Genomic DNA, 22,429 nt, shown 5'->3' with positions numbered 1-22,429 from the left:
TTTCAAGGTGCAACGGAAGAGGAGGACCTCCACATGCGAGGGTTGAGTGGAAAACGGGTCGTCGTGACCGGCGGTGGGAGCGGCATTGGCCGAGCGGTTTGCGAACGGTTCGGCGCGGAGGGTGCCGAAGTCGCCGTTTTCGATCTGAACAAAGCCGGAGCGGATGAAACCGCCAAACTAATCACTGAATCCGGCGGAAAAGCGACTGCATTTCAGGCGGATATCACCGATCGCGCACAGGTCGACAAGGCCGTCGCCGAGTTCGAATCCGGCGGACCGATTGATGTGCTGGTGAACAACGCGGGCTGGGACGTGATCAAACCGTTCCTCGACACCGATCCCGACCTTTGGAAAAAGGTCATCGACATAAATCTTTACGGTCCGCTGAATATGCATCACGCGGTGCTTCCGGGCATGGTCAAGAACGGCGGCGGCCGTGTGGTCAACATCGCGTCCGACGCCGGACGCGTCGGATCATCCGGCGAAGCCGTGTATTCGGCCTGCAAGGGTGGCATCATCTCGTTCACCAAAACCGTAGCGCGCGAACTGGCGCGTAAAGGTATTCAATTGAATGCGGTCGCCCCCGGCCCGACCGATACGCCGCTGTTCGCTCAGGTTGCCGAGGGCGAGGCCGGTCAAAAGATCGCCGAAGGTCTCAAGCGGGCGATTCCGATGAAGCGTCTTGCGCAGCCGACGGATTACCCTGGCATCATCTGCTTCCTGTCGTCGGACGACGCAGGGTTCATTACCGGCCAGGTGATTTCGGTTTCGGGCGGCCTGTCCATGCACGGTTAAAACGCTGGCAGCAGCGCCGGACTCAAGGCGCTGCTGCCATACCGTGCCAAGAGTTACCTCCCCGACTGGCCGCGCCTTATATGCGGCCCTTTTTCATTCTAGAAAGGTTGCGAATGTTTCAGCCAGGCTCTGACATCCAGCGGACAAGCACGCTGACCGCATTTCTGAGGGGCTGCGGCATTGACAGTTACGAGGAACTCGTCCGCCGTTCGAATGAAGACCCAGACTGGTTCTTGGGGCAGATCATTGACCATGCCGGGATACGGTTCGCGCGGCCCTACAGCCGGTTGCGAGATATCTCCGAAGGGCCCGAATCGATCCGGTGGGCCGTCGGGAGTACTTTGAATCTGACGGAAACCTGTCTTGACGCCCGAATTGCCGATGGCTTGGGCGACAAGGTCGCAATCGACTGGGTCGGCGAAGACGGAAGCCGCCGCCGCTGGACCTATTCCGACCTTACCGCCGAAGCCTCCCGCGTCGCCTCGGCCCTTGCCACGCGCGGTGTAAGGCCCGGTCAGGCGGTGGGCATCTATATGCCGATGATCCCCGAAATCGAGGCCGCGCTTCTGGGTATTGCCCGGCTGGGCGCGGTTGCGGTGCCGCTGTTTTCCGGTTTTGCGCCCCATGCCATCGTATCGCGCCTGAACGACGCGGATGCCGTGGCGGTGTTGACGGCGGATGCCACACCCCGGCGAGGCAAGCCGGTCTGGATGGAAGCGACCCTTGCCCAAGCTTTGACCGACGTACCATCGGTTCATACCGTGATCAGCCTGCGACGGTTTGGCGATGCGGTGGCCGATCCGGCCCGCGATCTGGACTGGACCGAAACAGTGGGCCGCGCCAGTCCGGAGTTTGCCGCCGTTCCCGTCAGTGCCGATGACACCTTTCTCATCGCCTATACATCGGGCACCACCGGGCGGCCCAAGGGTGTCGTGCATACCCATTTGGGCGTGCAGGCCAAGGCCACGGCCGATTTCCTGCTTTGCCTCGACATGAAACGGGATGACCGGCACCTCTGGATGACCGACATGGGGTGGGTCATGGGACCGCTCACCCTTTTATCGGTGCTCTTGTCCGGTTCGACTCTGGTGCTGGCCGAGGGCGCACCATCAATGCCCGGCGATCCCTTCAGGCTGCTGCGTCTTGCGTCCGAGATGGAGGTCACGCATCTCGGCGTGGCCCCGACCCTGGTACGGCAGTTCATGACGCAGGATACTGAATCTTTGTCGGGCTACGACTTGTCGTCCCTGCGCATCGTCGCCTCGACCGGCGAGCCCTGGACCGAGGATGCCTGGCTCTGGCAGCTCGATCATATCTGTCGCCGCCGCGCCGTGCCGCTGAACATCTCGGGCGGGACCGAGCTTTTTGGCGCGATCCTGACCTCGACCGTGCTGCACGAGCTCAAGCCCGGCGGATTTTCGGCCCAGGCCCTGGGTGTCGGGGCCAAGGTTCTGCGCCAGGACGGCAGCGAAGCCGCACCGGGCGAGGTCGGCGAACTGGTCGTGACCCAGCCGCCTCTGGGTCTGACCCCGGCCATCAGGGGGGACCGCGATCGCTACCTTGACACCTACTGGTCCACCTTCCCCGGCCTCTGGCGGCACGGCGACTGGGTGCGCTGCGATCCGGACGGGACATGGTATATCCTGGGCCGGTCGGACGACACGCTGAACATCGCCGGCAAACGCATCGGCCCGCCCGAGATCGAGGCGGCCCTGACCGAAACCGGAGAGGTGGTGGACGCCGCGGCCATCGCGGCACCTGATGACATCAAGGGCGTGGCTGTCGTCTGCGTCTGCGTGGCGGCACCAAATGTGTCGCCGGACGCGGAGCTCGTGAACCGGCTCAAGGATCGTGTCGGGGAGATCGTCTCGAAACCCTTCCGCCCGCGCGAGATCCACTTTGTCGAAGCGCTGCCCAAGACCCGCAGCATGAAAACCATGCGCCGTGTCGTGCGCGCCGCCTTTCTCGGTGAAGATCCAGGCGATCTGTCGTCGATCAGCAACCCGGAAACCATTCAGCCCATCGCAGACCTGCAAAAGGAAAAGTCATGATCACTGTTTTCGGAGCCACGGGCACGACTGGTGCGCCCCTCGTCGACACGCTTCTGGCAAAAGGCGCGACCGTGCGCGCTGTCACCAGCGACCTCTCAAAGTTAGACGCGCTAAAGGCCAAAGGATGCGAGGCGGTCGTCGCGGATTTCACGGACCCTGCCGCGCTGGCGCGGGCCTGTGACGGGGCAGAAAAGATATACCTGGTCACGCCTGCCCATCTGAACATGCGCCAGTGGAAGGCGAACGTGATCGAGGCGGCCAAGGCCGCGGGCGTGCGCCATATCGTTGTGGCCACGGGGCTTGGCGCGTCGCCCAAGGCGGGGCTGACCTTTGGAAAGTGGCATTCCGAAACCCAGGAGCTGCTGAAGCAAAGCGGCCTTGACTGGACCTTTGTCCAGCCGACCTATTTCATGCAGAACCTGCTGTGGCAGGCCGGTAACATTGCAAAGGACGCCGTGTACTATGACGATCTGGGCGGCCCCGTGGCCTGGATCGACGCCCGCGACATCGCGGATGTCGCCGCCGAGGCGCTGACCGCTCCGGGTTACGAAGGCAAGGCTCTTGGTCTGACCGGGCCCGAAGCTCTTACCGGAGAAGATATCGCCGCCCTCCTGTCCAGGGTGACCGGGCGCACTGTCTCCTGCGCACCCCTGCCGGCCGAAAATGCCAAGGCGGGCATGGTGGCTGGCGGAATGCAGGACGAGGTCGCCAGAGCCATGGTCGAATTGGCTTCCATCGCGCCCAAGGGCTACCTTGCCGGCATCGAGACCACGGTCAGCGATGTGATGGGACGCCCGGCGCGCCGATTTGCCGATTTCGTCGCCGAGAACCGGGATGCTTTCGTCAAGTAACCTGATGGCGGCGCCGCTTTATCTCGAACTGGCGCCGCCTGAGGAAGCGGCCAAACAGATCGACCATTTGTTCGTGTTCCGCGATACCGGTGTGCTGAGCGGTGGTGGACGCGGGCGGTTCGCAACCGACCTCTTTACCCTTTCGGTAACGCGCGACGACAGCGGCGGCGGGCGCGTATCGCTGGCAGAACCGCGCCCCTATTTTTCGCCCCGCCCAAGGCCATTCCAGGGTGTCGTGGCCGGGCTGCGACTGTCGTCACGACCGCAGCGATTTCCCGACTCCAAAGGGCTGGACATGCTGGCCTCAGAACTGGCCCGGGTTCAGACCGGGGACGATGACCTGCCTGCGCTCATCGCGGTGCTTGACGGCCTTGCGAGAGACCTGCGCTTTGCCGCACCACCCGGAGCTTACAGCGACCGGACCAAACGTCGAAAGGTGCGGGCGGAAACCGGCGTGTCGCGGCGGCGGCTTGCGACCTTGCGACGCTTTCGCCGGGCTCTCGGGCAGCTTGCGTCAAAGACCCTGCCGCTGAGCGATCTGGCGCTGGACGCCGGATATTACGATCAATCTCACTTGTCCGCCGCTTGCCGGATCTTCGCCGGCAAACCGCCCGGCGCGTTGCGCGCTCTGTCTATTCCGCGTCGTTTTGACCTTTCGCTACAAGATACGCGCCTCAAAGACCGCCTAAGATTGGTCATTGACGAATGAAATCGAAGAGGAAGACCCGCCATGACACAATTCAAACCGAAAAACCCCGACTATGACGCACGCGTGCGCAACAGTTTCGATCGCCAGAAGGTGATGAACACGTTGGGGATCAGCATTGCCGAGTTGTTACCCGGCCGCATCGTTCTGGAAATGGCACATCAGGTTGCACTGACCCAGCAGCATGGGTTTTTGCATGCCGGAATCGTGTCGACAGCGCTGGACAGCGCCTGCGGATACGCGGCCTTTTCGCTGATGCCAGCGGACGCGGCAGTGTTGACGGCCGAATTCAAGATCAACCTACTCAACCCGGCGGACGGCGAACGGTTTCGCTTCGTCGCTGACGTGGTGAAACCAGGCAGGACGCTGACCATATGCGAGGCGCGTGCCTATGCCGTGAAGGGCCAGGATGAAAAGCTCGTCGCAACGATGACCGGAACGCTCATGGCGCTGATCGGGCGGGCGGGGGTCGCGGACTGAGCGCAACCCGGCCGCAGCACATCCGATCCGGGCGGCCGGGCCGATTATTCAGACAGCTGGATCAGCTGTTCCAGCGGCTCGCGACCTCGGCCAACCGTTTCCCGTAGGCGCGCGCGGTATCCAGATCGCCGCCAGCAGGTTCAGACCTGTCAAGCGGTAATGTTAGCTTTTAGCAGTGCGGTCGCCGATTGTCCGTCGTCAGGGTTTTTCGGAGAGCTGAGACTGTATCGTAACGGAGGATCTGGTTCGGTTTCTGTTCAAGTTTATGCGGCAGCGGCCTGATGCTGCAACCGTAATTGGAACGGATGGACGCCCACGGTGCCGATGGGCTGCCGTCACGCCGGAGTTTCCAGTCAGGGCTGAGCTGGCGCACCATTCTGGCCAAGCGCGAGAACTTTCGTGCTGCCTTCGCCGGGTTCGACTTTCGGGGAGTTGCGAACTTTGACGACAACGACATTGAGCGCCTACTTGCCGATGAAGGAATTGTTCGCTATCGAGGCAAGATCGAAGCCGTGATCAACAACGCTCGCCGTACTTTCGAGGTCGTCCAAGAGGAAGGCTCCTTCGCCGCATTCATCTGGCTATATGAACCTGCCAAGGACGACGCACTGCCACAAATGCGGTCCAAATCAACAGCGTCCGAGACCCTTTCCAAAGACCTACGAAAGCTTGGCTTCAAATTCGTGGGACCGACCACCGTATATGCATTCATGCCGGCCATGGGATGTATCAACGATCACGCAGAAGTCTGTTGGATGCGAAAGGACGTCGAAACAGCCCGAAATACCCTTCGCACACCGACATAGGCAACTGTCGGCCAATTAACGTGAAAAAAATCAAGGCCACTTAGCGTGGAAAGTCACAGACAGGTTTCGCGTCAGTCGACCGAGACTTCAGAGCCTTGAGAGTAGCGTGGCCAATTGAGCGGCGTCTTTGGGTTTCAGCTTTGCGCCGATCCTTTCCGACAGAACCCGTTCATAGATCGGCCACATCGCCCTCCTGACAGATTTACCCTTTTCAGAGATAGAAATGTTTTGACCTCGCCCATCTTCCGAGCAGTCCCGTCGGTCCACCAGCCCTGCTTTCACCATGCGGTCCAGCAACCGCGATGTACCGTATTGGGGTAACAATATCCGGTCTTTGAGTTCGAATGGACGGAGTCCGTCCGGGCCTGCCTTCTCGAGTTCGAGAAGCGCGTCATACCATGCAAGTGGCGGGTATCCTGCCGATTTCAGAGACGATTCGACAGCCTCAAGCAAAACGCGGCTTTTAGTCATGAGGGCTGTCCAGGCGGCCTCAGTAGCATGGTCAATCTCGTTCATATCCAGCACCTATCATGTGCATGCAAGTGCATCAACCTTGACGTCGCATGTAACGCGCTATATATAGATGCAAATGCATCGACATATGGGATCATATCATGTCAAAATCGCACCTCACAGAATTTGGGATATTCCTGCTCCGTATAGCACTCGGTATCATGTTCCTGGCGCACAGCCTGTTTCTCAAGCTCTTCATTTTCACACTTCCCGGAACGGCGCAGTTCTTCATTTCGATCGGGCTGCCCGGCTGGTTTGCTTATATGGTATTTGCAGTCGAGGCGATTGCCGGTGCCTTTTTGGTCCTCGGCATACAGGCGCGGTGGGTCGCGTCGGCGACCGTGCCCATCCTGGCCGGAGCGACCTGGGCTCACTCCGGAAACGGCTGGATGTTCGGATACGAGAACGGCGGGTGGGAATACCCGGCCTATCTGACGCTGCTTGCCATCGTGCAAGGGCTTCTGGGCGACGGCCGTTTCGCCCTCAGCCCTTCCTTCGCGCCCGGTAACGTGCAGATGGAGGGAGAGACAACATGAGCCTCCACCTCATTAGCCATGCGGCCTGCCCATATGTGCAGCGCGCGGCGATCTCGCTCACTGAGAAAGGTGTCACGTTCGAGAGAACTGACATCGATCTTTCGAACAAGCCCGACTGGTTTCTTGCCATATCTCCGCTGGGCAAGACGCCTGTCCTGGTTGTGGACGGGACGCCGATTTTCGAATCTGCGGTTATCCTCGAATATCTTGAGGATACACAACCCCACGCGCTTCATCCGCACGACGCTCTTGATCGCGCCCGCCACCGTGCCTGGATTGAATTTGGATCTGCTGTCTTGAACGACATTGCGGGGTTCTACTCGGCGCCGAACGAGAAAGCGTTGGAAGAAAAAGTGGCGGCGCTCCGCGCAAAGTTCCTTCGGCTGGACGCGGAGCTTGGGGAGGGACCATGGTTCGATGGCCACCGGTTCAGCCTCGTCGATGTCGTATTCGGCCCGGTCTTCCGCTATTTCGACGTTTTTGACACCATCGGAGAGTTTGGCGTCTTCACAGGGCTTGCCCGTGTAAGGGCCTGGCGACATGAACTGGAGCGTCGGGTTTCTGTGAAGAATGCCGTCAGTGAAGATTACCCGACCCTTCTGCGTGACTTCATCAGACGGCGCAATTCTTACCTGTCCCAGATCATGCAGACAGGAGGGCCGAAGAAGACAGTTACACAGGTGCGATCGGCTGACCGCTGATCACTTGATATCGTTTTGTCGGGCCGCAGTACAGAACCGGACGTTTGAGGTCGCTTGGCGAATGTCCGCTTTGTCCCGCACATCGGATAGTCGCCGACTTTCCCTTGAAGGCCCGCAGCAGCCCCAACCGGCAATTGCCGGCAGTCCATGCCCGTCCGTGCGATGCGCAGGGTTACTGCTGCCCCCACAGCGAAACCGGGAACAAACCACCGATCGCATTGATGAATGGCTCAGGGATCTACGAATCCTCCTGAGCTCAAACACCCGGAAAACCCTAGCCGTGTAGTCCGACAGAGGGCTGCGCATCAATCGCGGGTCAATCTATCCCAGATGGTGGATCACTTTCAGGGGGTTACTCCAAAGGGCGGGGATAAGAAGCTCGTGGCAACGAGGATAAGAACGCTTTTATCGCTATTGGGGCGAACTGGCGTGGCTGGCTGACGATCGGGTCAGAGCGAAAATTAATCTGCGAGCCGGGCTTCGAGGATATGCCGCTGGATCTTGCCGCTGGTCGATCTGGGAAAATCCTCGAACGCGATGAAGCGAATTTCGCGTGGTCGCTTATAGCCAGCGAGGCTTTCGCGGCACAAGTTCAGCAGCGCCTCGGCATCCGGCCCGTCATCGTCACAGGCGACAAAGGCCACCGGGCTTTCCCCCCATTTCGCGTCGAAGGCCCTTACCACGGCGGCATCGATCACATCGGGATGAGAAAGAAGCACACGTTCGATTTCCGCCGGATAGACGTTTTCACCTCCGGTCTTGATCAGGTATTTCGCCCGATCCACAAAGTCGACGGTGCCGTCCGCATTGCGCCGGAACAGATCGCCCATGTGGAAAAAGCCGTTGCGAAAGTCACGGGCATTGGTGTCGTCGGCGTTCCAGTACCCGGAAAACAGCGTCGGACCCCGAAGCGCCATTTCGCCCGGCGTTCCATCGGGGACTTCGCGGTCGTCGGGATCGACCAGCCGCACCTCGCAAAAGGCGCTGATGCGCTTGGACAGCCGGTCCGGGGTCACACCCGGCGCGATCAGATCGGCGGTTCCCGGCGGCAGGCCGGTTTCGGTCGCCCCGAAGGAATTCAGATAGGGCGTGTCCAGAAGACCGGTCAGTTCCGCGATCTGATGCGGCGGCACCAGATCAGCCATTGCGCCGCAAACCTTGATCCCCTTCAGCGGCAAAGGGTTGGCGTGCCGTTCGTTAATAAAAGCCTCCAGTGCCCCGGGCATCATCACGAACCAGCCGATCCTGTGGCGTGACAGCGCCTCGTTGATGACGGCGGGCTGCAGCCCGTCCACCATCACCACGGTCCCACCCCGCAGGATCGTTGCCAGCGCATGATCGGTGGAGGCCATGTGGAACATCGGCGCCCAGGCGATGAACCCGTCGCCGGGATCCAGCGCCAGCTGGGCCGCAAAAACCATGGATCGGGCGATATGCGCGCGGTGGCTGATATGCGCCCCCTTGGGCAGGCCCGTGGTCCCCGAGGTATAGAGGATCGTCAGACCGGCCTCGGGGTCGTCAACCATGGTTCCGGTGCGCGGGTCCGGCTCGACCCCGGCAATGGCCGTTTCCAGGTCTGGCCCGACGGTTAGACAGGGTGTCGACGCGACGGCGCGGTAAGCTTCTGAAAGTTCCGGTTCGACAACCGCGAGAACCGGCTCGACCAGATCGATGCAGTGCCGCAGTTCATCGGGGGCAAGCCGCCAGTTCAGACAGGCGACGATCGCGCCGATTCCCGCTGCTGCAAGTTCGACCTCCAGGTATTCTGAGCGGTTATGCGACAGGATCGCGATCCTGTCTCCGGGCGCCACGCCTCGTGCCAGAAAGACAGCCGCCAGACGATCGACCCGCTCCAGCAGTTCTGCATAGGTCAGTTTCCTGCTGCCGTCCTCGATGGCGAGGGCGCGGGCGCAGTCATGTGCGCGGGTTCGAAAGATCGAATACAGATCAGCGCGCCCCGCGCGGATGACGCCGGTCAGCATAGTTTCCCCCTTGCCCGAGCCTCGGTTCAGAGATCCTGCGCCAGGCGCACGCCCTCATCAATGGCGCGCAGCGCATCCAGTTCGGCGGCCTCCTTTGCCCCGCCGATCATCGTAACCAGGACGCCGCGCGCTACAACCTCTTTGGCCAGGGCCCGTTCCGGTTCCTGACCGGTGCACAGCACAATTGTATCGGCTGCGATGACCGTCGGGTTTCCGTCCGCGACGATGTGCAGCCCCGCATCGTCGATATGTTCATAGGTCACCCCGCCCATTGCCTCGACCCCATGTTTGCGCAGCGCGTTGCGCAGGATCCACCCTGTCGAAACACCAAGCCCCGCGCCCGGTTTAGCGGTCTTGCGCTGCAGCATGACGACCTTGCGGCGCGACGGCTTCGGTGCCAGAGGGTCGCCCGCCAGGGCACCCGAGGAGACAAATTCGGGGTCCACTCCCCAGGTTTCGCAAAAGACGTCGGAATTCGCGGTCTCGGCGGGTTTGGTCACTAGGAACTCGGCCACATCATGACCGATGCCCCCCGCCCCCATCACCACGACACGGTCGCCCGCCTCGCGGTCACCGGACAGAATTTCGGCGTAGGTCGCGACGCTGGGATGGTCGATACCCGGCAGGTCGGGAATGCGCGGCGTGACCCCGGTGGCGATGACCACATGGTCAAATCCCTCAAGATCGCTCGCCTCTGCCCGCTGTCCCAGACGCTGCGTGACCCCGTGTTTCTGCATCTGACCGGCATAATACCGCAGGGTTTCGTCGAATTCGTCCTTGCCTGGTGCGGCGCGGGCCAGATTCAGCTGACCGCCCAATTTGTCCTGCGCTTCGAACAGGGTGACATCGTGGCCCAGCCGTGCCGCCTCGGCGGCTGTGGCCATGCCCGCGGCACCACCGCCAACGACGGCCACTTTCTTTGGCGTGTCGGTTGGCGTATCCCGGAATTCCGTTTCACGCCCGGCCCTTGGATTGACCAGACATCCGACCGGCCGGTCCGAAAAAATGAAATCCAGGCAGGCCTGGTTGCAGGCAATGCAGGTGTTGATCTCGTCTGCGCGGCCCTCGCGCGTCTTTTTCACGAAATGCGGATCGGCCAGAAACGGGCGCGCCATCGAGATCATGTCCGCATCGCCAGAGGCAAGTATGTCTTCTGCAAGCTGGGGTGTGTTGATCCGGTTCGAGGCGACTACCGGGATCGACACCGCCGCTTTGACGTTGGCTGCCGCCTTGCGCCAGGCACCGCGCGGCACCGGGTAGGCGATCGTCGGCACGCGGGCCTCATGCCAGCCGATGCCGGTGTTCAGGATATCCGCACCCGCAGCCTCGATCTTGCGGGCCAGTGCGGCAATTTCATCGGCGGGCGCGCCGCCCTCGACCAGATCGGCCGCCGAAATCCGGTAGATGACCAGAAAGTCGGGGCCGCAACGTTCGCGCACCGCGCGCACGATATCGACCGGGAATCGGTGGCGGTTCGCGGCGCTGCCGCCCCAGTCGTCTTGGCGCTTGTTGGTGTGGGTGACGGTGAATTCGTTGATCAGGTATCCCTCGGACCCCATGATCTCGACGCCATCAAAGCCTGCGGCCAGCGCATTGGCGGCCGCCACGGCAAAATCCTCGATGGTACGGAGAATGTCGGCTTCGGTCATTTCACGCGGGATGAAACGGTTGATCGGGGCGCGGATCGGCGACGGGGCCACACACCCTTCGATCTTGGCATAGCGCCCGGCGTGGAGGAGTTGCGCGCAGATCAGGCTGCCTTCGGCCTGCACCGCCTCGCAGATCGGGCGCAGGTCAAGCGCTTCTTCCGGGTCATCGATTCTCGGACCTTCTGGATCGAATATGCCCTCGGCATTGGGCGAAAACCCGCCGGTGACCAGAATCGCCGCCTCCCCCCGCGCCCGCTCAGAGTAAAAAGCGATCTGTTTAGCTATGCCGTCAGGCTCGGTTTCCAACCGCGTGTGCATCGACCCCATGATGACACGATTTCGCAATGTATGCTGGCCTGCGCGGATGGGCGAGAGCATGGTTTCAAAGCTTCCATCTGGTCTATTTTTCACTTTGGTTCTCCTCCTCAAAACTGCACTTGATATACATTCTAACATTTGTTAGATTTTTGGAAAGAAGATTTTCGCTCACGAGGAGGAGCACCGATGCAATTCCAGCCTACAGACGATCAGAAGGCGTTTCGCGAGACCGCAAAGCGCTTCGCAACTGAAAGGCTTTCGCCCACATATCAAGAACGCGCCAGCGGCCATACATTCGACCGTGCGCTGATCAAGGAGATGGGCGCACTGGGGCTGATCGGGGCCGATCTGCCCGAGGAATTCGGGGGTCTCGGCGAAAGCTCTGTCACGTCAGGGCTGATCGTCGAAGAGATCGCCTATGCCGATTTCAACGCAAGTTACGTGCAGCTTCTGGGCTCTCTCATGGGCGGAATGGTTGCCAAACATGCCTCCAAGGACATCGCGTCGGAATGGGTGCCCAAGGTTGTTTCGGGTGATGCGGTCATTGGCCTGGGCCTGACAGAGCCGCGCGGCGGTTCGGATGCGGCGAACCTGATTCTGAGGGCCGAGAAATCCGGCAACGGCTGGCGGCTGAACGGTGAAAAGACATCCATGAGTTTTGCCAGTCAGGCGGATGCGGCGGTCGTCTTTGCCCGTACCGGCGATCCTGACGGCGGCTCACGCGGGGTCAGCGCCTTTTTCGTCGATCTGAACCAGGAAGGCATCAAGCGCACCCATTTTGACGACATCGGCACCAAGCCTGTCGGGCGCGGCTCGGTTTTCTTTGACGATGTTTTCGTGCCGGCTGAAAACATGATGGCGGAACAGGACCGTGCCTTTGGCACGATCATGGCGGGCTTCGACTATTCCCGCGCACTGATCGGGCTGGAGTGCCTGGGGGCCGCGCAAGCGTCGGTGGATGAAACCTGGGCCTACGTTCAGGAGCGCGAGGCATTCGGAGCCCCGATCGTGCAGTATCAGGGTGTCAGCTTTCCCTTGGCCGAGGCCGAGACCCAACTGACCATGATGCGCCAGCTTTGCTATTACACGCTGGACCTGCGCGACCGTGGCCTGCCCCACACCTCTCAGGCCGCCATGTGCAAATGGTACCTGCCCAAAACCGCCTGCGAGATCCTGCACCAGTGCCTGATCCTGCACGGACATTACGGCTACACCACCGACCTGCCCCACCACCAGCGCTACAACGATGTGCTCGGCTTGCAGATCGGTGACGGCACCGCGCAGATCCAGAAGCTGGTGATCGCCCGCGAGAAGGTCGGTCGCATGGCGCTGCAGTATGACAAGAAGGCGAAGGGAGCCTCGAAATGAGCGACCCCATCCTCGTCACTTCCGAGGGCAACACCGGCATCATCGAACTGGCCCGCCCCGAGAAATTCAATTGCCTGTCACTTGAGGTGCATGAGCGTATTTCTGTCGCGCGTGCGGAATTCGAGGCGAACCCCGCTATTCGGGCGATCCTCATCCGGGCGCAGGGCAAGCACTTTTGCACCGGTGCCGATCTGGTGGAAGTGAAAGGTAAATTGAACGATCCCGCCGCGCTGGACCATTTCATCGCCTTTGGCATGAAAAACCTGCGTGCGCTCGAAACCTCCTCCCTCCCTGTCGTAGTCGCAGTGCAGGGGTTGTGTCTGGCCGGCGGGATCGAACTGATGCTGGCCTGCGACGTGTGCTTTGCGGCCGAAAGCGCCCAGTTTGGCGATCAGCATGCGCAATTCGGGCTGATTCCCGGTTGGGGTGGCTCGCAGCGGCTGACGCGGTTGATGGGGCAGCGCCGGGCGCTCGACCTGATGTTCTCGGCCCGCTGGCTCAAGTCGGACGAGGCCAAAGAGGCCGGCCTGGTCAACTACATCGTGCCGGATGCGGACCTGCACAAGATCTCGCTGGAATACTGCCAGAAGATCGCCACCCGCTCGCGTCCCGGCATCGCCGAGATGAAGCGGTTGGCGCGCGAAGGTGCGGACCTTGGTATCGACCAGCAGATGCGGCTTGAGCGCGATGCCGCGGTGCGTGCACTGCCCAGCGATGACGTGGCCGAGGGCCTCGACGCATTCGAGAACCGGCGCGCCCCCGAATTCAAGGCCTGAGGACGAAACATGGATTTCATTTTGAACGACGAACAACGCCAGATTTACGAGTATGGCGGCCAGCTGGCGCAGAAATACGACAATGCGTATTGGCTGGACCACGCGCGCAGGCATGAGTTCCCGCACGAGATGTTCAAGCAGATTGCCGATGACGGTTTCCTGGGCATCATGGTGCCCGAGGAATTCGGCGGCGCGGGCCTTGGTATGACTGAAATGGCCCTGTTCATGGAGGGCACCGCCAATCACGGCATTCCGCTTTTGATGATGGTGGTCGGGCCGACCATGTCGCTGGCCCATATCGCCAGCCACGGGAGCGAGTTCCACAAGAAAGAACTGCTGCCGGCCGCCTGCCGCGGTGATATCCAGTTCTGTTTCGCGATCACCGAACCGGGGGCCGGGTCGAACACGATGAAGGCCACTACGCTGGCCAAGCGTCGAGGCAACCGGTTCAGCCTGTCGGGCGAAAAGACCTTCATCACCGGGGCCGAAGTGGCCGACTACTGCCTCGTGGTGGCGCGGACCAAACCGCATACCGAGGTCAGCCGCAAGACCGACGGCTTTACCCTGTTCGCCGTGGATCTGAAGAAAAAAGGCGTCCACAAGCAGCGGGTGAAGATCTCGATCCCCCTGCCCGAGGAGCAGTGGACACTGTTCTTCGACGATGTGGATCTCGGCCCCGAGGATGTGGTCGGCGAGGTGGACGAAGGGTTCTCGATCCTGTTCGACAGCCTCAACCCCGAGCGTATTATCCTGGCCGCCTTGTGCTGCGGCATCGGCCGGTTCGCCCTGAACAAGGGCGTGGCCTATGCCTCCGAGCGCAATGTGTTCGGCCAACCCATCGGTGCGCACCAGGGCGTGCAGCATCCGATGGCCAAGGCGCATACGGCAGTCGAAATGGCCAGTCTGATGACCCGGCGCGCGGCATGGGAGTTCGACAACAAGCTGCCTGCCGGTGCGTCGTCGAACATGGCGAAATATGCCGCCGCCGAAGCCGGGATCGAAGCGGTCGACGCGGCGCTTCAGGCGCATGGTGGATCGGGCTTTACCGAAGATACGGGACTTTACGAAATGTACCCGCTGGTCCGCCTGCTGCGCACAGCGCCGGTGAACCGCGAACTGTGCCTGAGCTTTATCGGCGAAAAGGTCATGGGCCTGCCACGATCCTATTGATCGCCACGGCTAGGAACGGAGAACGACATGCAATTTGGAATGCGCTTCCGGCGGGAAGATGCCGCCGACAAGGTAAATGATCGCTTCTGGCACGCGATCGAGGGCACGCCGCTCGACGAGGTGCGCCGTATTCAGGAAGAGCGACTGCGCGATCAGATGGCCTATCTCAAGGCAAACTCGACTTTCTATCAGGAGAAGTTCGCGAAAGCCGGTGTGGAATTCGACGATATCCGCACCATCGAAGACCTGCAGAAACTGCCCTATACCTACAAGACCGAGATCCGCGAAAGCCTGGCCGCCGATCCGCCGTTCGGCAAACACCGCGCCGCGCCCATGTACGAGATCATCCAAATGCAGGCATCGTCGGGCACGACCGGCAGCCCCTCATATGTGGCCCTGACCGAATCCGACGCCGAAATGTGGCACGAGATGACGGCACGCTGTTTCTTTGCCAATGGCGTGCGGCCGGGCGACATGGTGCTGCACGCGTTTTCGCTCGCCAAGGGCTTTGTCGGCGGCATCCCCGTGATGCAGGGATTGCAGTACATGGGCACGATCGATGTCCCGGTGGGCGCCGATGGCGGTGCGGAACGGCTGCTGCGCGCCTGCGCCGACACCCGCACGCGTTGCGTGGTCGGCGCCCCGAACTTTGTGCTGCACCTGGCCGAAAAGGCTCCCGAGGTACTTGGCTGCAAGGCCAGCGAACTGGGTATCGAGCGCGTGATCGTCGGCGGCGAACCCGGCGGCGGCATTCCCGCAATTCGGGCAAAGATCGAAAAGGCCTGGGGTGCGAAATGCACCGAGATGCTGGGCGGCACCGATCTGGGCGTGACATACTGGGCCGAGTGCGACGCCCAGTCGGGTATGCACATGGTCAACATGGATTATGTCCTGACCGAGCTGCTCGACCCGGAGAGCGGCAGGATCATTCCCTGGAAAAAAGGCGCAGAAGGCGAGATGGTCTATACCGCGCTCGGCCGCCAGGCGAGCCCGCTCGTGCGGTTCCGGTCAGGCGATTATATCGAAGTGATCGATACCGAATGCTCCTGCGGCCGCACCGGACCGAAGATCCGCTGCACCGGCCGCACCGACGACATGCTGATCGTGCGCGGGGCCAATGTCTTCCCGTCGGCGATCAACAGCATCGTTACCGAAATGGTGCCGGACACCAACGGCGTCATGCGCATCGTGGCCGATTTCGAGGGCCATACCACGCAGGGCGCGCTGACGGTGATTGTCGAACGGGGCCCCGATCGCGATCCGGCCGATGACGTCACCCTCAAAAAGAAAATTGAGCAGCGGCTTCGCGACTCCTTGGTCTTCAAGGCCGACGTTCACCTGGTTGCGGCCGACACTTTCGAAAAACCTGGCGCCGCTAAGGTCGCCTTCGTTCTCAGGAAATATCCAGACCTGCCATGACTAGAATGAAATCCCTTCTCGACAGCGGGTCGGACGACTTCCGCGCCAACGACGTGTCTTACCGCGAAAAGGTCGATGAACTACATGCCCTCCGGCTCTTACAGCGCGTCGGCGGCCCCGAAATGGCGCGCAAACGTCATGTGGACAAAGGCAAAATCCTGCCGCGCGAACGGATCGAACGGCTGATCGACCCGGGCACACCATTTCTGGAACTCGGCGAGTTGGCCGGACTGAATATGCACAAGGGAGTTCCACCCGGCGCCGGCATCATTACCGGTATTGGCGTGATCGAAGGCCGTCAGTGCATGATCATCGCCAATGATGCCACCGTAAAGGGCGGCACCTATTTCGGGATCACCTGCCGCAAACACGTCCGGGCACAGAAAATTGCCTGGAAAAACCGCCTGCCCGTCATCACCCTCGTGGACTCCGGCGGTGCCTTCCTGCCCGACCAGGCCAACCTTTTCCCCGACGAAGGCCAGTTCGGCTCCATCTTTCACCAACAGATCGGCATGTCTGGCGATGGTGTGCCGCAAATCGCCGTGGTCATGGGGCCCTGCACCGCGGGTGGTGCCTATATCCCCGCGCTCTGTGACGAAGTGGTGATCGTGCGCGGTCAGGGCTTTATGTATCTGGGCGGACCGGAATTGACCTTTGCCGCAACCGGCGAAAAGGTCGAAGCCGAAGAACTGGGTGGCGGCAAGATGCATTCGTCCGTTTCCGGTGTGACCGACCATTTGGCCGAAGATGACGCCCACGCTCTGGCCATCACGCGCGAAATTGTCAGCCATCTTGGCGAAAAACCCCAACCCCGCAAGACGCCCGAAACGCCCCGTGCGCCCGCCTACCCGGTCGAAGAGATTTATGGGCTCATCAGCCGCGACCCCAAGGTGCCGACCGACAACCGCGAAATCGTGGCTCGGTTGGTCGATGAGAGCGATTTTCACGAATTCAAGCCGCTTTATGGCGACACGATCATGACCGGCTGGGGGCGCATCCACGGCCACGAGGTCGGGATCATCGCCAATACAGGCGTGCTTTTCGTCGAAGCCGCGCTGAAGGCGACGCATTTCATCAATCTCTGCGTCCAGCGTGATATTCCGCTGCTGTTCCTGGCCGATGTGAACGGCTTCATGGTGGGCCGCGAGGTCGAGCAGATGGGCATTGCCAAGGCTGGCGCCAAGATGATCACGGCCATGTCTTCGGCCCGGGTGCCGAAATTCACAATCATCACCGGTGGCTCTTACGGGGCCGGATACCTGGCGATGCTGGGCCGCCCGTTCCAGCCGGACGCAATGTTCGCCTGGCCGACGGGACGGTCGGCAATCATGGGGCCGGAACAGGCCGCCAGCGTGCTGGCTCAGGTCCGCGCGCAGATCAACGAACGCGAAGGCAAAAGCTGGACCCCCGAGGAGGAGGAAGCCTTCAAGGCACCGATCCGCAAGGAATACGAAGATTTTCAGGGAGCCTATAATTTTGCTTCCAACCTTTGGATCGACAGCGTGATCGAGCCCTGTGAGACCCGTGACGTCATGGCGCTGATGCTGGATGTGACATCGCGCAGACCCAAGGTCGATACCAACTTCGGCGTGTTCAGGATGTGAGGAGCGAACCGTGAAAATCAAAACGCTTCTGATCGCCAACCGCGGCGAAATTGCCTGCCGGATCGCGCGCACCGCGCGGGCCAGCGGTATCACCCCTGTCGGCGTGCATTCGCAGGCCGATGCCAATGCCCTGCATGTCCGCGAGATCGGCAAATCTGTCTGTATCGGTGCCGGGCCTGCATCCGAGAGCTATCTGAAAATCGACGCGGTGATTGCCGCTGCGCAATCAGTGGGCGCGGATGCGATCCATCCCGGTTATGGCTTTCTGGCCGAAAACCCCGATTTTGCTCGTTCGGTCGAAGCCGCCGGCATGATCTTCATGGGGCCGACGCCGGAAACGCTTGAACGTTTCGGCGACAAGGCCAGCGCCAAAGAGGCCGCCGTGGCGGCCAGCGTCCCGGTGATTTCGGGCGCCGAAGGTGCGCGGTCCGATCCCGAGCAGATTGCCGAGGAGGTGCGCCAAATGGGCCTGCCGGTGCTGCTCAAGGCGGTCGGCGGCGGTGGTGGGCGCGGACAACGGCTCGTCACTGACGAGACCACGCTGGTCGAGGACATCGAAGGCGCGCTGCGCGAAGCAAAATCCACCTTCGGCTCCGAAGGGCTGCTGTTGGAGCGTTTCCTGCCCGAGGCGCGCCATGTTGAAGTGCAGATCGCAGGTGACGGCAAGGGCCATGTGGTGCATCTGTTCGAACGCGATTGCACGCTTCAGCGCCGCCACCAGAAGGTCATCGAGGAAGCCCCGGCCTGGGGTCTGCCCCGAACGCTTCTGGACGACATCGCACGCGACGCGGTGCGCTTGGGCGAAACGCTGGACTATCGCGGGCTGGGCACGGTCGAATTTCTGGTCGCGGGTGGCGAGTATTTCTTCCTTGAGGTGAACCCGCGCATTCAGGTGGAACATCCCGTCACCGAAGCGATCACCGGGCTGGACCTTGTCGCGCTTCACCTGCGGATTGCCGAAGGCGCGGGCCTTGGACTGGTGCAGGACGATCTGACGATCAACGGCCACGCGGTCGAGGCGCGGCTTTACGCCGAAGATCCGGCGATGCAATTCGCCCCGTCGACGGGCACGCTCTCCACGCTCAGCCTGCCATCGGGCCTGCGCATCGACAGCGGCGTCGAAGAAGGCGATGCCGTCACGCCCTACTACGACCCGATGATCGCCAAGCTGATCGTGCACGCGCCCGACCGGGAAACCGCATTGGCACGTCTGGCCACGGCGCTTGATCATGTCGCGGTCGAAGGTGTCGAGACCAATCGCGCCTTTCTAACGGCGCTGGCGCGAAACCATGAATTCGAACGGATGCAGGTGCATACCCGCTGGATCGACGGCAGGCTGGATGAGCTGACACAGGCACCCGGCCTGACCCGCCCAGATCTGTGGAAGGCGACCGCTGCCATTCTCTTCGTGACCCAGTCGCGCAGCGACACAGACGCCAATCCCTGGACCAACCGTGATGCCTTTACCGGCTGGCGGCTTGGACTGGGCGGCGATGCGATTGAAGCGGGGCAGCGCGTGACGCTTACCGATTCTGACGAGGTATCCGAAGAACTGCGCGTCAGTCCAGTCAAACCGGGTGCCAAGTACACCATCCATTCGGAGAAAGGCGAGGCGCTGATACTGTCGGCACGTGAACTGACCCCGGGCCGTTGGCGTGTCGGCGAAGGCGACACCGTCCATCTGATCGACGCGCGCCTGCACGCGGGCGTGATCGAACTGGATACGCCCGAAGGCCGCCTGGTCTTTCGGCCCGCCGCGCCCCTTGCCTTTGCCGGCGGCGATGCCGCGGCGGATCGCGCCGTGACCTCTCCGCTGACCGGCATGATTGTCGAAATCAAGGTCTCCGATGGTCAGAGCGTGGCCGAAGGCGACGTGGTCGCGGTCATGGAATCCATGAAACTCGAAATCTCGATCCGGGCGGCCGCGGCCGGGATCGCCAGCAATATATCCGTCTCGAATGGGGACATGGTCGATCGCGGCCAGGTCATCGCCGAGATCCTGCCATCCGAGGAGTGATGAAATGAGCGACTTTCCCAAATTCGTAGAATTTCGTGAAGAAGGCCCGCGTGAGGGTTTTCAGATCGAAAAGAAGATTTACCCGATCGAAGAGCGGATCGAACTGATCGACATGCTCAGCGAAACCGGCTTGAAACGCATTCAGGTCGGCAGCTTTGTCAGCCCGAAATACGTTCCTCAGATGGCGGACACCGGCGAGTTGTTCCAGCGTATCAAGCGCAAACCGGGCGTGAACTACACATCGCTGTGGCTGAACGACAAAGGGTTTCGCAAGGCCCTGACCGCGCATGAGGTCGATATCGACCCGCGTCTGCTGTTCTATCCTTCCGAAGCATTCGCCCAATCGAACAACAATTGTTCCTCGGCCGAGATGCGGGAAAAACAACGTGACTGGGTCCGTCTTTACAAGGAAGAGGGATATACCGTCGACGCGGCCTATGTGATGACCGCTTTCGGCTGCAACCTCGAGGGCCCCATCCCCCAAGAACGCATCTTGGACGATTTCCGCTTTATCCTTCAGCTATGCGAAGAAGAGAACATCCCCGTGCCGATCCTCGTGGTCGCCGACACCATGGGTTGGGGAAACCCCGAGGCGGTCAAACGGATGATCGGCGCCCTGCGCGAATTGGCGCCCGAGGCGCGCATCGGTATGCACATCCATGACACACGTGGGCTGGGGATCGCCAACGTTTATGCGGCCCTGTCGATGGGCGTGGACATGTTCGAAAGCTCCGTCGCCGGTCTTGGCGGCTGTCCTTTCGCGGGCCACGGCCACGCGCGCGCCGCAGGAAATGTCTGCACCGAGGATGCAGTGTTCCTGTGTCACGAGCTCGGCATCGAAACCGGCATTGATCTGGACAAGCTGATCGCAGCGGCGGTCAAAGCAGAAGAGATCATCGGTGTGCCGCTCATGGGCCGGGTCATGCACACCGGCGGGTTGGACAAATACCGCAAGTCACTCTGAGGGAGCAAGAAGATGACAAAAGCACTTGACGGAAAGGTCGTTCTGGTCACCGGGGCCGGCGGTGGGATCGGGCGTGATATCGCCTTGATGGCAGCTACCGAAGGCGCCGCCGTGGTGGTCAATGATCTGGGCGCATCCCTGAAAGGCACCGGTCAGACAGAAACTGCGGCGCAGAAAGTCGTCGAAGAGATCAGGGCCGCTGGGGGCGATGCCATTGCCGATGGCGGCTCTGTCACCGATCCCGATGCCGCGCGCGCGATGATCGAAGCCGGGGTCAAGGAATTCGGTCGCATCGACGCGGTGGTAAACAACGCCGGCATTCTGCGCGACGGTTACTTCCACAAGATGACCTATGAGGATTTCGACGCGGTGGTGAAGGTCCATCTTTATGGTGCCTTCAATACCAGCCGCGCGGCCGCCGACTATTTCCGCGAACAGGAAAGCGGCGCGCTCGTGCACATGACCTCGACCTCGGGGCTGATCGGCAATTTTGCCCAGGCGAACTACTCTGCCGCGAAGCTGGGCATCGCGGCCTTCTCAAAATCTGTTGCGCTTGATCTCAAGCGCTGGAACGTGCGGTCAAACTGCATCGCGCCCTTCGCCTGGAGCCGGATGATCTCGTCGATCAAGACAGACACCCCGGAACAGGTGGCACGGGTCGAAAAGATCAAGGAGATGACACCGGCCAAGGTTGCACCGATGGCCTGTTTCCTGATGAGCGACCGCGCGGCTGACGTGTCAGGACAGATCTTTGCGGTTCGCAAGAACGAGATCTTCCTGTTCAACCAGCCCCGCCCGGTGCGGTCGGTTCATTCCGGTGATGGCTGGACCGCCGATGAAATCGCCGATCGCGCCATTCCCGCGCTCAAATCGCAGTTCACGCCGCTCGAAGTTTCGGCGGATGTCTTTTCATGGGATCCGGTCTAATGGGAAAACGCAAAGAAAAAATCAGCTCCAGCATTGCCTGGAGCACCCCTGACAAGATCAGCGTGCGTGGCCTCGACCTGCCCAACGAGATCCTGGGCCACATGAACCTCGGCGATCTGGCGTTCCTGCAACTGACGGGCCGCAAGGCCACACCCGAGGAAAGCCGGGTGTTCAACGCCATCGTCATTACCCTGGTCGAACATGGTATCACGCCCTCGGCCCTGGCGGCGCGGATGACCTATATGGGGGCGCCGGAATCGCTTCAGGCGGCTGTGGCGGCTGGCTTGTGTGGGCTGGGCACCGTCTTTGTCGGTTCTATGGAAGGTGCCTCGAAAATGCTTTACGAGGCACTGCCACAGGACAAGTTGGGCACCGGTGTCGATCTGGATGCGCTGGCCGTCGAGACGGTAGAAAAATTCCGCGCCCGCAAGATGATCGTGCCGGGGCTCGGACATCCGGTGCACAAACCGGTCGATCCGCGCACCCCGCGCCTGTTCCAGATCGCTGCCGAGAACGGCAAGTCCGGTGAATACATCGAGTTGATCCAGAAAATTCAGGCCGTTGCCGAAGAAAAATCGGGTAAGATGCTGCCGATTAACGCCACTGGTGCGATCGGAGCGATCTGCTGTGAATTCGGCTTTCCCTGGAAGATCGTGCGGGGCTTTGGCGTCATGGCGCGCGCCATCGGCCTGGTCGGTCATATCCTCGAAGAGAGCGAAAACCCGATCTCCTATGAATTGTGGCAGCGCGCCGAAGAGGAAATCCTCGAAACCTCCGGCCCGGGAGCGGCTTGAAC

At 61.2% G+C, this 22,429-nt stretch carries 20 protein-coding genes; 17 read left to right on the top strand and 3 right to left on the bottom strand.

Annotation, left to right across the window (positions count from 1 at the left end; translation table 11 throughout):
* Window positions 1–33: 33 nt before the first annotated feature.
* From QO033_RS23370 to QO033_RS23345, 6 genes are all read left to right on the top strand, one after another.
* A complete protein-coding gene (locus QO033_RS23370) occupies window positions 34–795 on the top strand; it encodes a glucose 1-dehydrogenase (protein WP_204114570.1) in 762 nt (253 codons plus the stop codon).
* A 113-nt stretch (window positions 796–908) separates the two neighbouring features.
* Window positions 909–2,846 (top strand): AMP-binding protein, encoded by a 1,938-nt coding sequence (locus QO033_RS23365; RefSeq protein ID WP_204114571.1) that lies wholly within the window; start codon window positions 909–911, stop codon window positions 2,844–2,846.
* A complete protein-coding gene (locus QO033_RS23360; protein ID WP_218394044.1) occupies window positions 2,843–3,697 on the top strand; it encodes an SDR family oxidoreductase in 855 nt (284 codons plus the stop codon). Before QO033_RS23365 ends, QO033_RS23360 begins: the two co-directional genes overlap by 4 nt.
* Before the next feature lie 4 nt (window positions 3,698–3,701).
* The gene (locus QO033_RS23355; RefSeq protein ID WP_229669253.1) at window positions 3,702–4,406 is read left to right on the top strand and encodes an AraC family transcriptional regulator; all 705 of its coding nucleotides are present in this window, start codon (window positions 3,702–3,704) and stop codon (window positions 4,404–4,406) included.
* 21 nt (window positions 4,407–4,427) lie between these two features.
* Window positions 4,428–4,883, top strand: a complete 456-nt coding sequence (locus QO033_RS23350) for a PaaI family thioesterase (RefSeq protein ID WP_027264411.1) — start codon at window positions 4,428–4,430, stop codon at window positions 4,881–4,883.
* A 305-nt stretch (window positions 4,884–5,188) separates the two neighbouring features.
* Window positions 5,189–5,689: a DNA-3-methyladenine glycosylase I gene (locus QO033_RS23345; RefSeq protein ID WP_204114573.1), complete on the top strand. Its 501-nt coding sequence runs from the start codon at window positions 5,189–5,191 to the stop codon at window positions 5,687–5,689.
* An 87-nt stretch (window positions 5,690–5,776) separates the two neighbouring features.
* Here QO033_RS23345 and QO033_RS23340 read toward each other — a convergent pair whose 3' ends face one another.
* Window positions 5,777–6,205 (bottom strand): MarR family winged helix-turn-helix transcriptional regulator, encoded by a 429-nt coding sequence (locus QO033_RS23340; protein WP_043753647.1) that lies wholly within the window; start codon window positions 6,203–6,205, stop codon window positions 5,777–5,779.
* 98 nt (window positions 6,206–6,303) lie between these two features.
* Here QO033_RS23340 and QO033_RS23335 point away from each other — a divergent pair, with 98 nt between their 5' ends.
* Complete coding sequence (locus QO033_RS23335) at window positions 6,304–6,738, top strand: DoxX family protein (RefSeq protein ID WP_028288569.1); 435 nt, start codon at window positions 6,304–6,306, stop codon at window positions 6,736–6,738.
* Entirely contained in the window at window positions 6,735–7,439 is a 705-nt protein-coding gene (locus tag QO033_RS23330) for a glutathione S-transferase family protein (protein WP_204114574.1), read from the top strand. Before QO033_RS23335 ends, QO033_RS23330 begins: the two co-directional genes overlap by 4 nt.
* A 461-nt stretch (window positions 7,440–7,900) precedes the next feature.
* Here QO033_RS23330 and QO033_RS23325 read toward each other — a convergent pair whose 3' ends face one another.
* Together QO033_RS23325 and QO033_RS23320 are read right to left on the bottom strand one after the other, a co-directional pair.
* Complete coding sequence (locus QO033_RS23325; RefSeq protein WP_028288571.1) at window positions 7,901–9,421, bottom strand: class I adenylate-forming enzyme family protein; 1,521 nt, start codon at window positions 9,419–9,421, stop codon at window positions 7,901–7,903.
* A 26-nt stretch (window positions 9,422–9,447) separates the two neighbouring features.
* Complete coding sequence (locus QO033_RS23320; RefSeq protein WP_142494838.1) at window positions 9,448–11,448, bottom strand: NADPH-dependent 2,4-dienoyl-CoA reductase; 2,001 nt, start codon at window positions 11,446–11,448, stop codon at window positions 9,448–9,450.
* A gap of 126 nt (window positions 11,449–11,574) precedes the next feature.
* Here QO033_RS23320 and QO033_RS23315 point away from each other — a divergent pair, with 126 nt between their 5' ends.
* From QO033_RS23315 to QO033_RS23275, 9 genes are read left to right on the top strand one after another with little or no spacing between them, the layout of a single operon-like run.
* Window positions 11,575–12,756, top strand: coding sequence for an acyl-CoA dehydrogenase family protein (locus QO033_RS23315; protein ID WP_028288573.1), 1,182 nt, complete (start codon window positions 11,575–11,577; stop codon window positions 12,754–12,756).
* The gene (locus QO033_RS23310) at window positions 12,753–13,532 is read left to right on the top strand and encodes an enoyl-CoA hydratase/isomerase family protein (protein ID WP_028288574.1); all 780 of its coding nucleotides are present in this window, start codon (window positions 12,753–12,755) and stop codon (window positions 13,530–13,532) included. The genes QO033_RS23315 and QO033_RS23310 overlap by 4 nt, the downstream gene beginning before the upstream one ends.
* Window positions 13,533–13,541: 9 nt before the next feature.
* The gene (locus QO033_RS23305; protein WP_028288575.1) at window positions 13,542–14,702 is read left to right on the top strand and encodes an acyl-CoA dehydrogenase family protein; all 1,161 of its coding nucleotides are present in this window, start codon (window positions 13,542–13,544) and stop codon (window positions 14,700–14,702) included.
* 27 nt (window positions 14,703–14,729) lie between these two features.
* Window positions 14,730–16,121, top strand: coding sequence for a phenylacetate--CoA ligase family protein (locus QO033_RS23300; protein WP_028288576.1), 1,392 nt, complete (start codon window positions 14,730–14,732; stop codon window positions 16,119–16,121).
* Window positions 16,118–17,725, top strand: coding sequence for an acyl-CoA carboxylase subunit beta (locus QO033_RS23295; protein WP_028288577.1), 1,608 nt, complete (start codon window positions 16,118–16,120; stop codon window positions 17,723–17,725). Before QO033_RS23300 ends, QO033_RS23295 begins: the two co-directional genes overlap by 4 nt.
* Window positions 17,726–17,735: 10 nt before the next feature.
* Window positions 17,736–19,742: an acetyl/propionyl/methylcrotonyl-CoA carboxylase subunit alpha gene (locus QO033_RS23290; RefSeq protein WP_142494836.1), complete on the top strand. Its 2,007-nt coding sequence runs from the start codon at window positions 17,736–17,738 to the stop codon at window positions 19,740–19,742.
* 4 nt (window positions 19,743–19,746) lie between these two features.
* Window positions 19,747–20,706, top strand: coding sequence for a hydroxymethylglutaryl-CoA lyase (locus QO033_RS23285; protein ID WP_028288579.1), 960 nt, complete (start codon window positions 19,747–19,749; stop codon window positions 20,704–20,706).
* A gap of 12 nt (window positions 20,707–20,718) precedes the next feature.
* On the top strand, window positions 20,719–21,633 hold the full coding sequence (locus QO033_RS23280) for an SDR family NAD(P)-dependent oxidoreductase (RefSeq protein ID WP_028288580.1): 915 nt from the start codon (window positions 20,719–20,721) through the stop codon (window positions 21,631–21,633).
* On the top strand, window positions 21,618–22,427 hold the full coding sequence (locus QO033_RS23275; protein WP_284483206.1) for a citryl-CoA lyase: 810 nt from the start codon (window positions 21,618–21,620) through the stop codon (window positions 22,425–22,427). The genes QO033_RS23280 and QO033_RS23275 overlap by 16 nt, the downstream gene beginning before the upstream one ends.
* Window positions 22,428–22,429 lie beyond the last annotated feature (2 nt).

This window comes from Pseudodonghicola flavimaris, from assembly GCF_030164425.1.
GTDB lineage: Bacteria > Pseudomonadota > Alphaproteobacteria > Rhodobacterales > Rhodobacteraceae > Pseudodonghicola > Pseudodonghicola flavimaris.
The sequence above is the reverse complement of the archived record's forward strand: the minus strand, read 5'-3'. Positions and strand labels throughout refer to the sequence as shown.

Bases quoted from the DNA above. Each gene is read 5' to 3' on its own strand.
- QO033_RS23365 (WP_204114571.1), top strand. From the start codon at position 909: ATGTTTCAGCCAGGCTCTGACATCCAGCGGACAAGCACGCTGACCGCA.
- QO033_RS23370 (WP_204114570.1), top strand. From the start codon at position 34: ATGCGAGGGTTGAGTGGAAAACGGGTCGTCGTGACCGGCGGTGGGAGC.
- QO033_RS23355 (WP_229669253.1), top strand. From the start codon at position 3,702: ATGGCGGCGCCGCTTTATCTCGAACTGGCGCCGCCTGAGGAAGCGGCC.
- QO033_RS23325 (WP_028288571.1), bottom strand. From the start codon at position 9,421: ATGCTGACCGGCGTCATCCGCGCGGGGCGCGCTGATCTGTATTCGATC.
- QO033_RS23300 (WP_028288576.1), top strand. From the start codon at position 14,730: ATGCAATTTGGAATGCGCTTCCGGCGGGAAGATGCCGCCGACAAGGTA.
- QO033_RS23315 (WP_028288573.1), top strand. From the start codon at position 11,575: ATGCAATTCCAGCCTACAGACGATCAGAAGGCGTTTCGCGAGACCGCA.
- QO033_RS23305 (WP_028288575.1), top strand. From the start codon at position 13,542: ATGGATTTCATTTTGAACGACGAACAACGCCAGATTTACGAGTATGGC.
- QO033_RS23330 (WP_204114574.1), top strand. From the start codon at position 6,735: ATGAGCCTCCACCTCATTAGCCATGCGGCCTGCCCATATGTGCAGCGC.
- QO033_RS23275 (WP_284483206.1), top strand. From the start codon at position 21,618: ATGGGATCCGGTCTAATGGGAAAACGCAAAGAAAAAATCAGCTCCAGC.
- QO033_RS23295 (WP_028288577.1), top strand. From the start codon at position 16,118: ATGACTAGAATGAAATCCCTTCTCGACAGCGGGTCGGACGACTTCCGC.
- QO033_RS23320 (WP_142494838.1), bottom strand. From the start codon at position 11,448: ATGCTCTCGCCCATCCGCGCAGGCCAGCATACATTGCGAAATCGTGTC.
- QO033_RS23310 (WP_028288574.1), top strand. From the start codon at position 12,753: ATGAGCGACCCCATCCTCGTCACTTCCGAGGGCAACACCGGCATCATC.
- QO033_RS23360 (WP_218394044.1), top strand. From the start codon at position 2,843: ATGATCACTGTTTTCGGAGCCACGGGCACGACTGGTGCGCCCCTCGTC.
- QO033_RS23345 (WP_204114573.1), top strand. From the start codon at position 5,189: ATGGACGCCCACGGTGCCGATGGGCTGCCGTCACGCCGGAGTTTCCAG.
- QO033_RS23350 (WP_027264411.1), top strand. From the start codon at position 4,428: ATGACACAATTCAAACCGAAAAACCCCGACTATGACGCACGCGTGCGC.
- QO033_RS23335 (WP_028288569.1), top strand. From the start codon at position 6,304: ATGTCAAAATCGCACCTCACAGAATTTGGGATATTCCTGCTCCGTATA.
- QO033_RS23340 (WP_043753647.1), bottom strand. From the start codon at position 6,205: ATGAACGAGATTGACCATGCTACTGAGGCCGCCTGGACAGCCCTCATG.
- QO033_RS23285 (WP_028288579.1), top strand. From the start codon at position 19,747: ATGAGCGACTTTCCCAAATTCGTAGAATTTCGTGAAGAAGGCCCGCGT.
- QO033_RS23280 (WP_028288580.1), top strand. From the start codon at position 20,719: ATGACAAAAGCACTTGACGGAAAGGTCGTTCTGGTCACCGGGGCCGGC.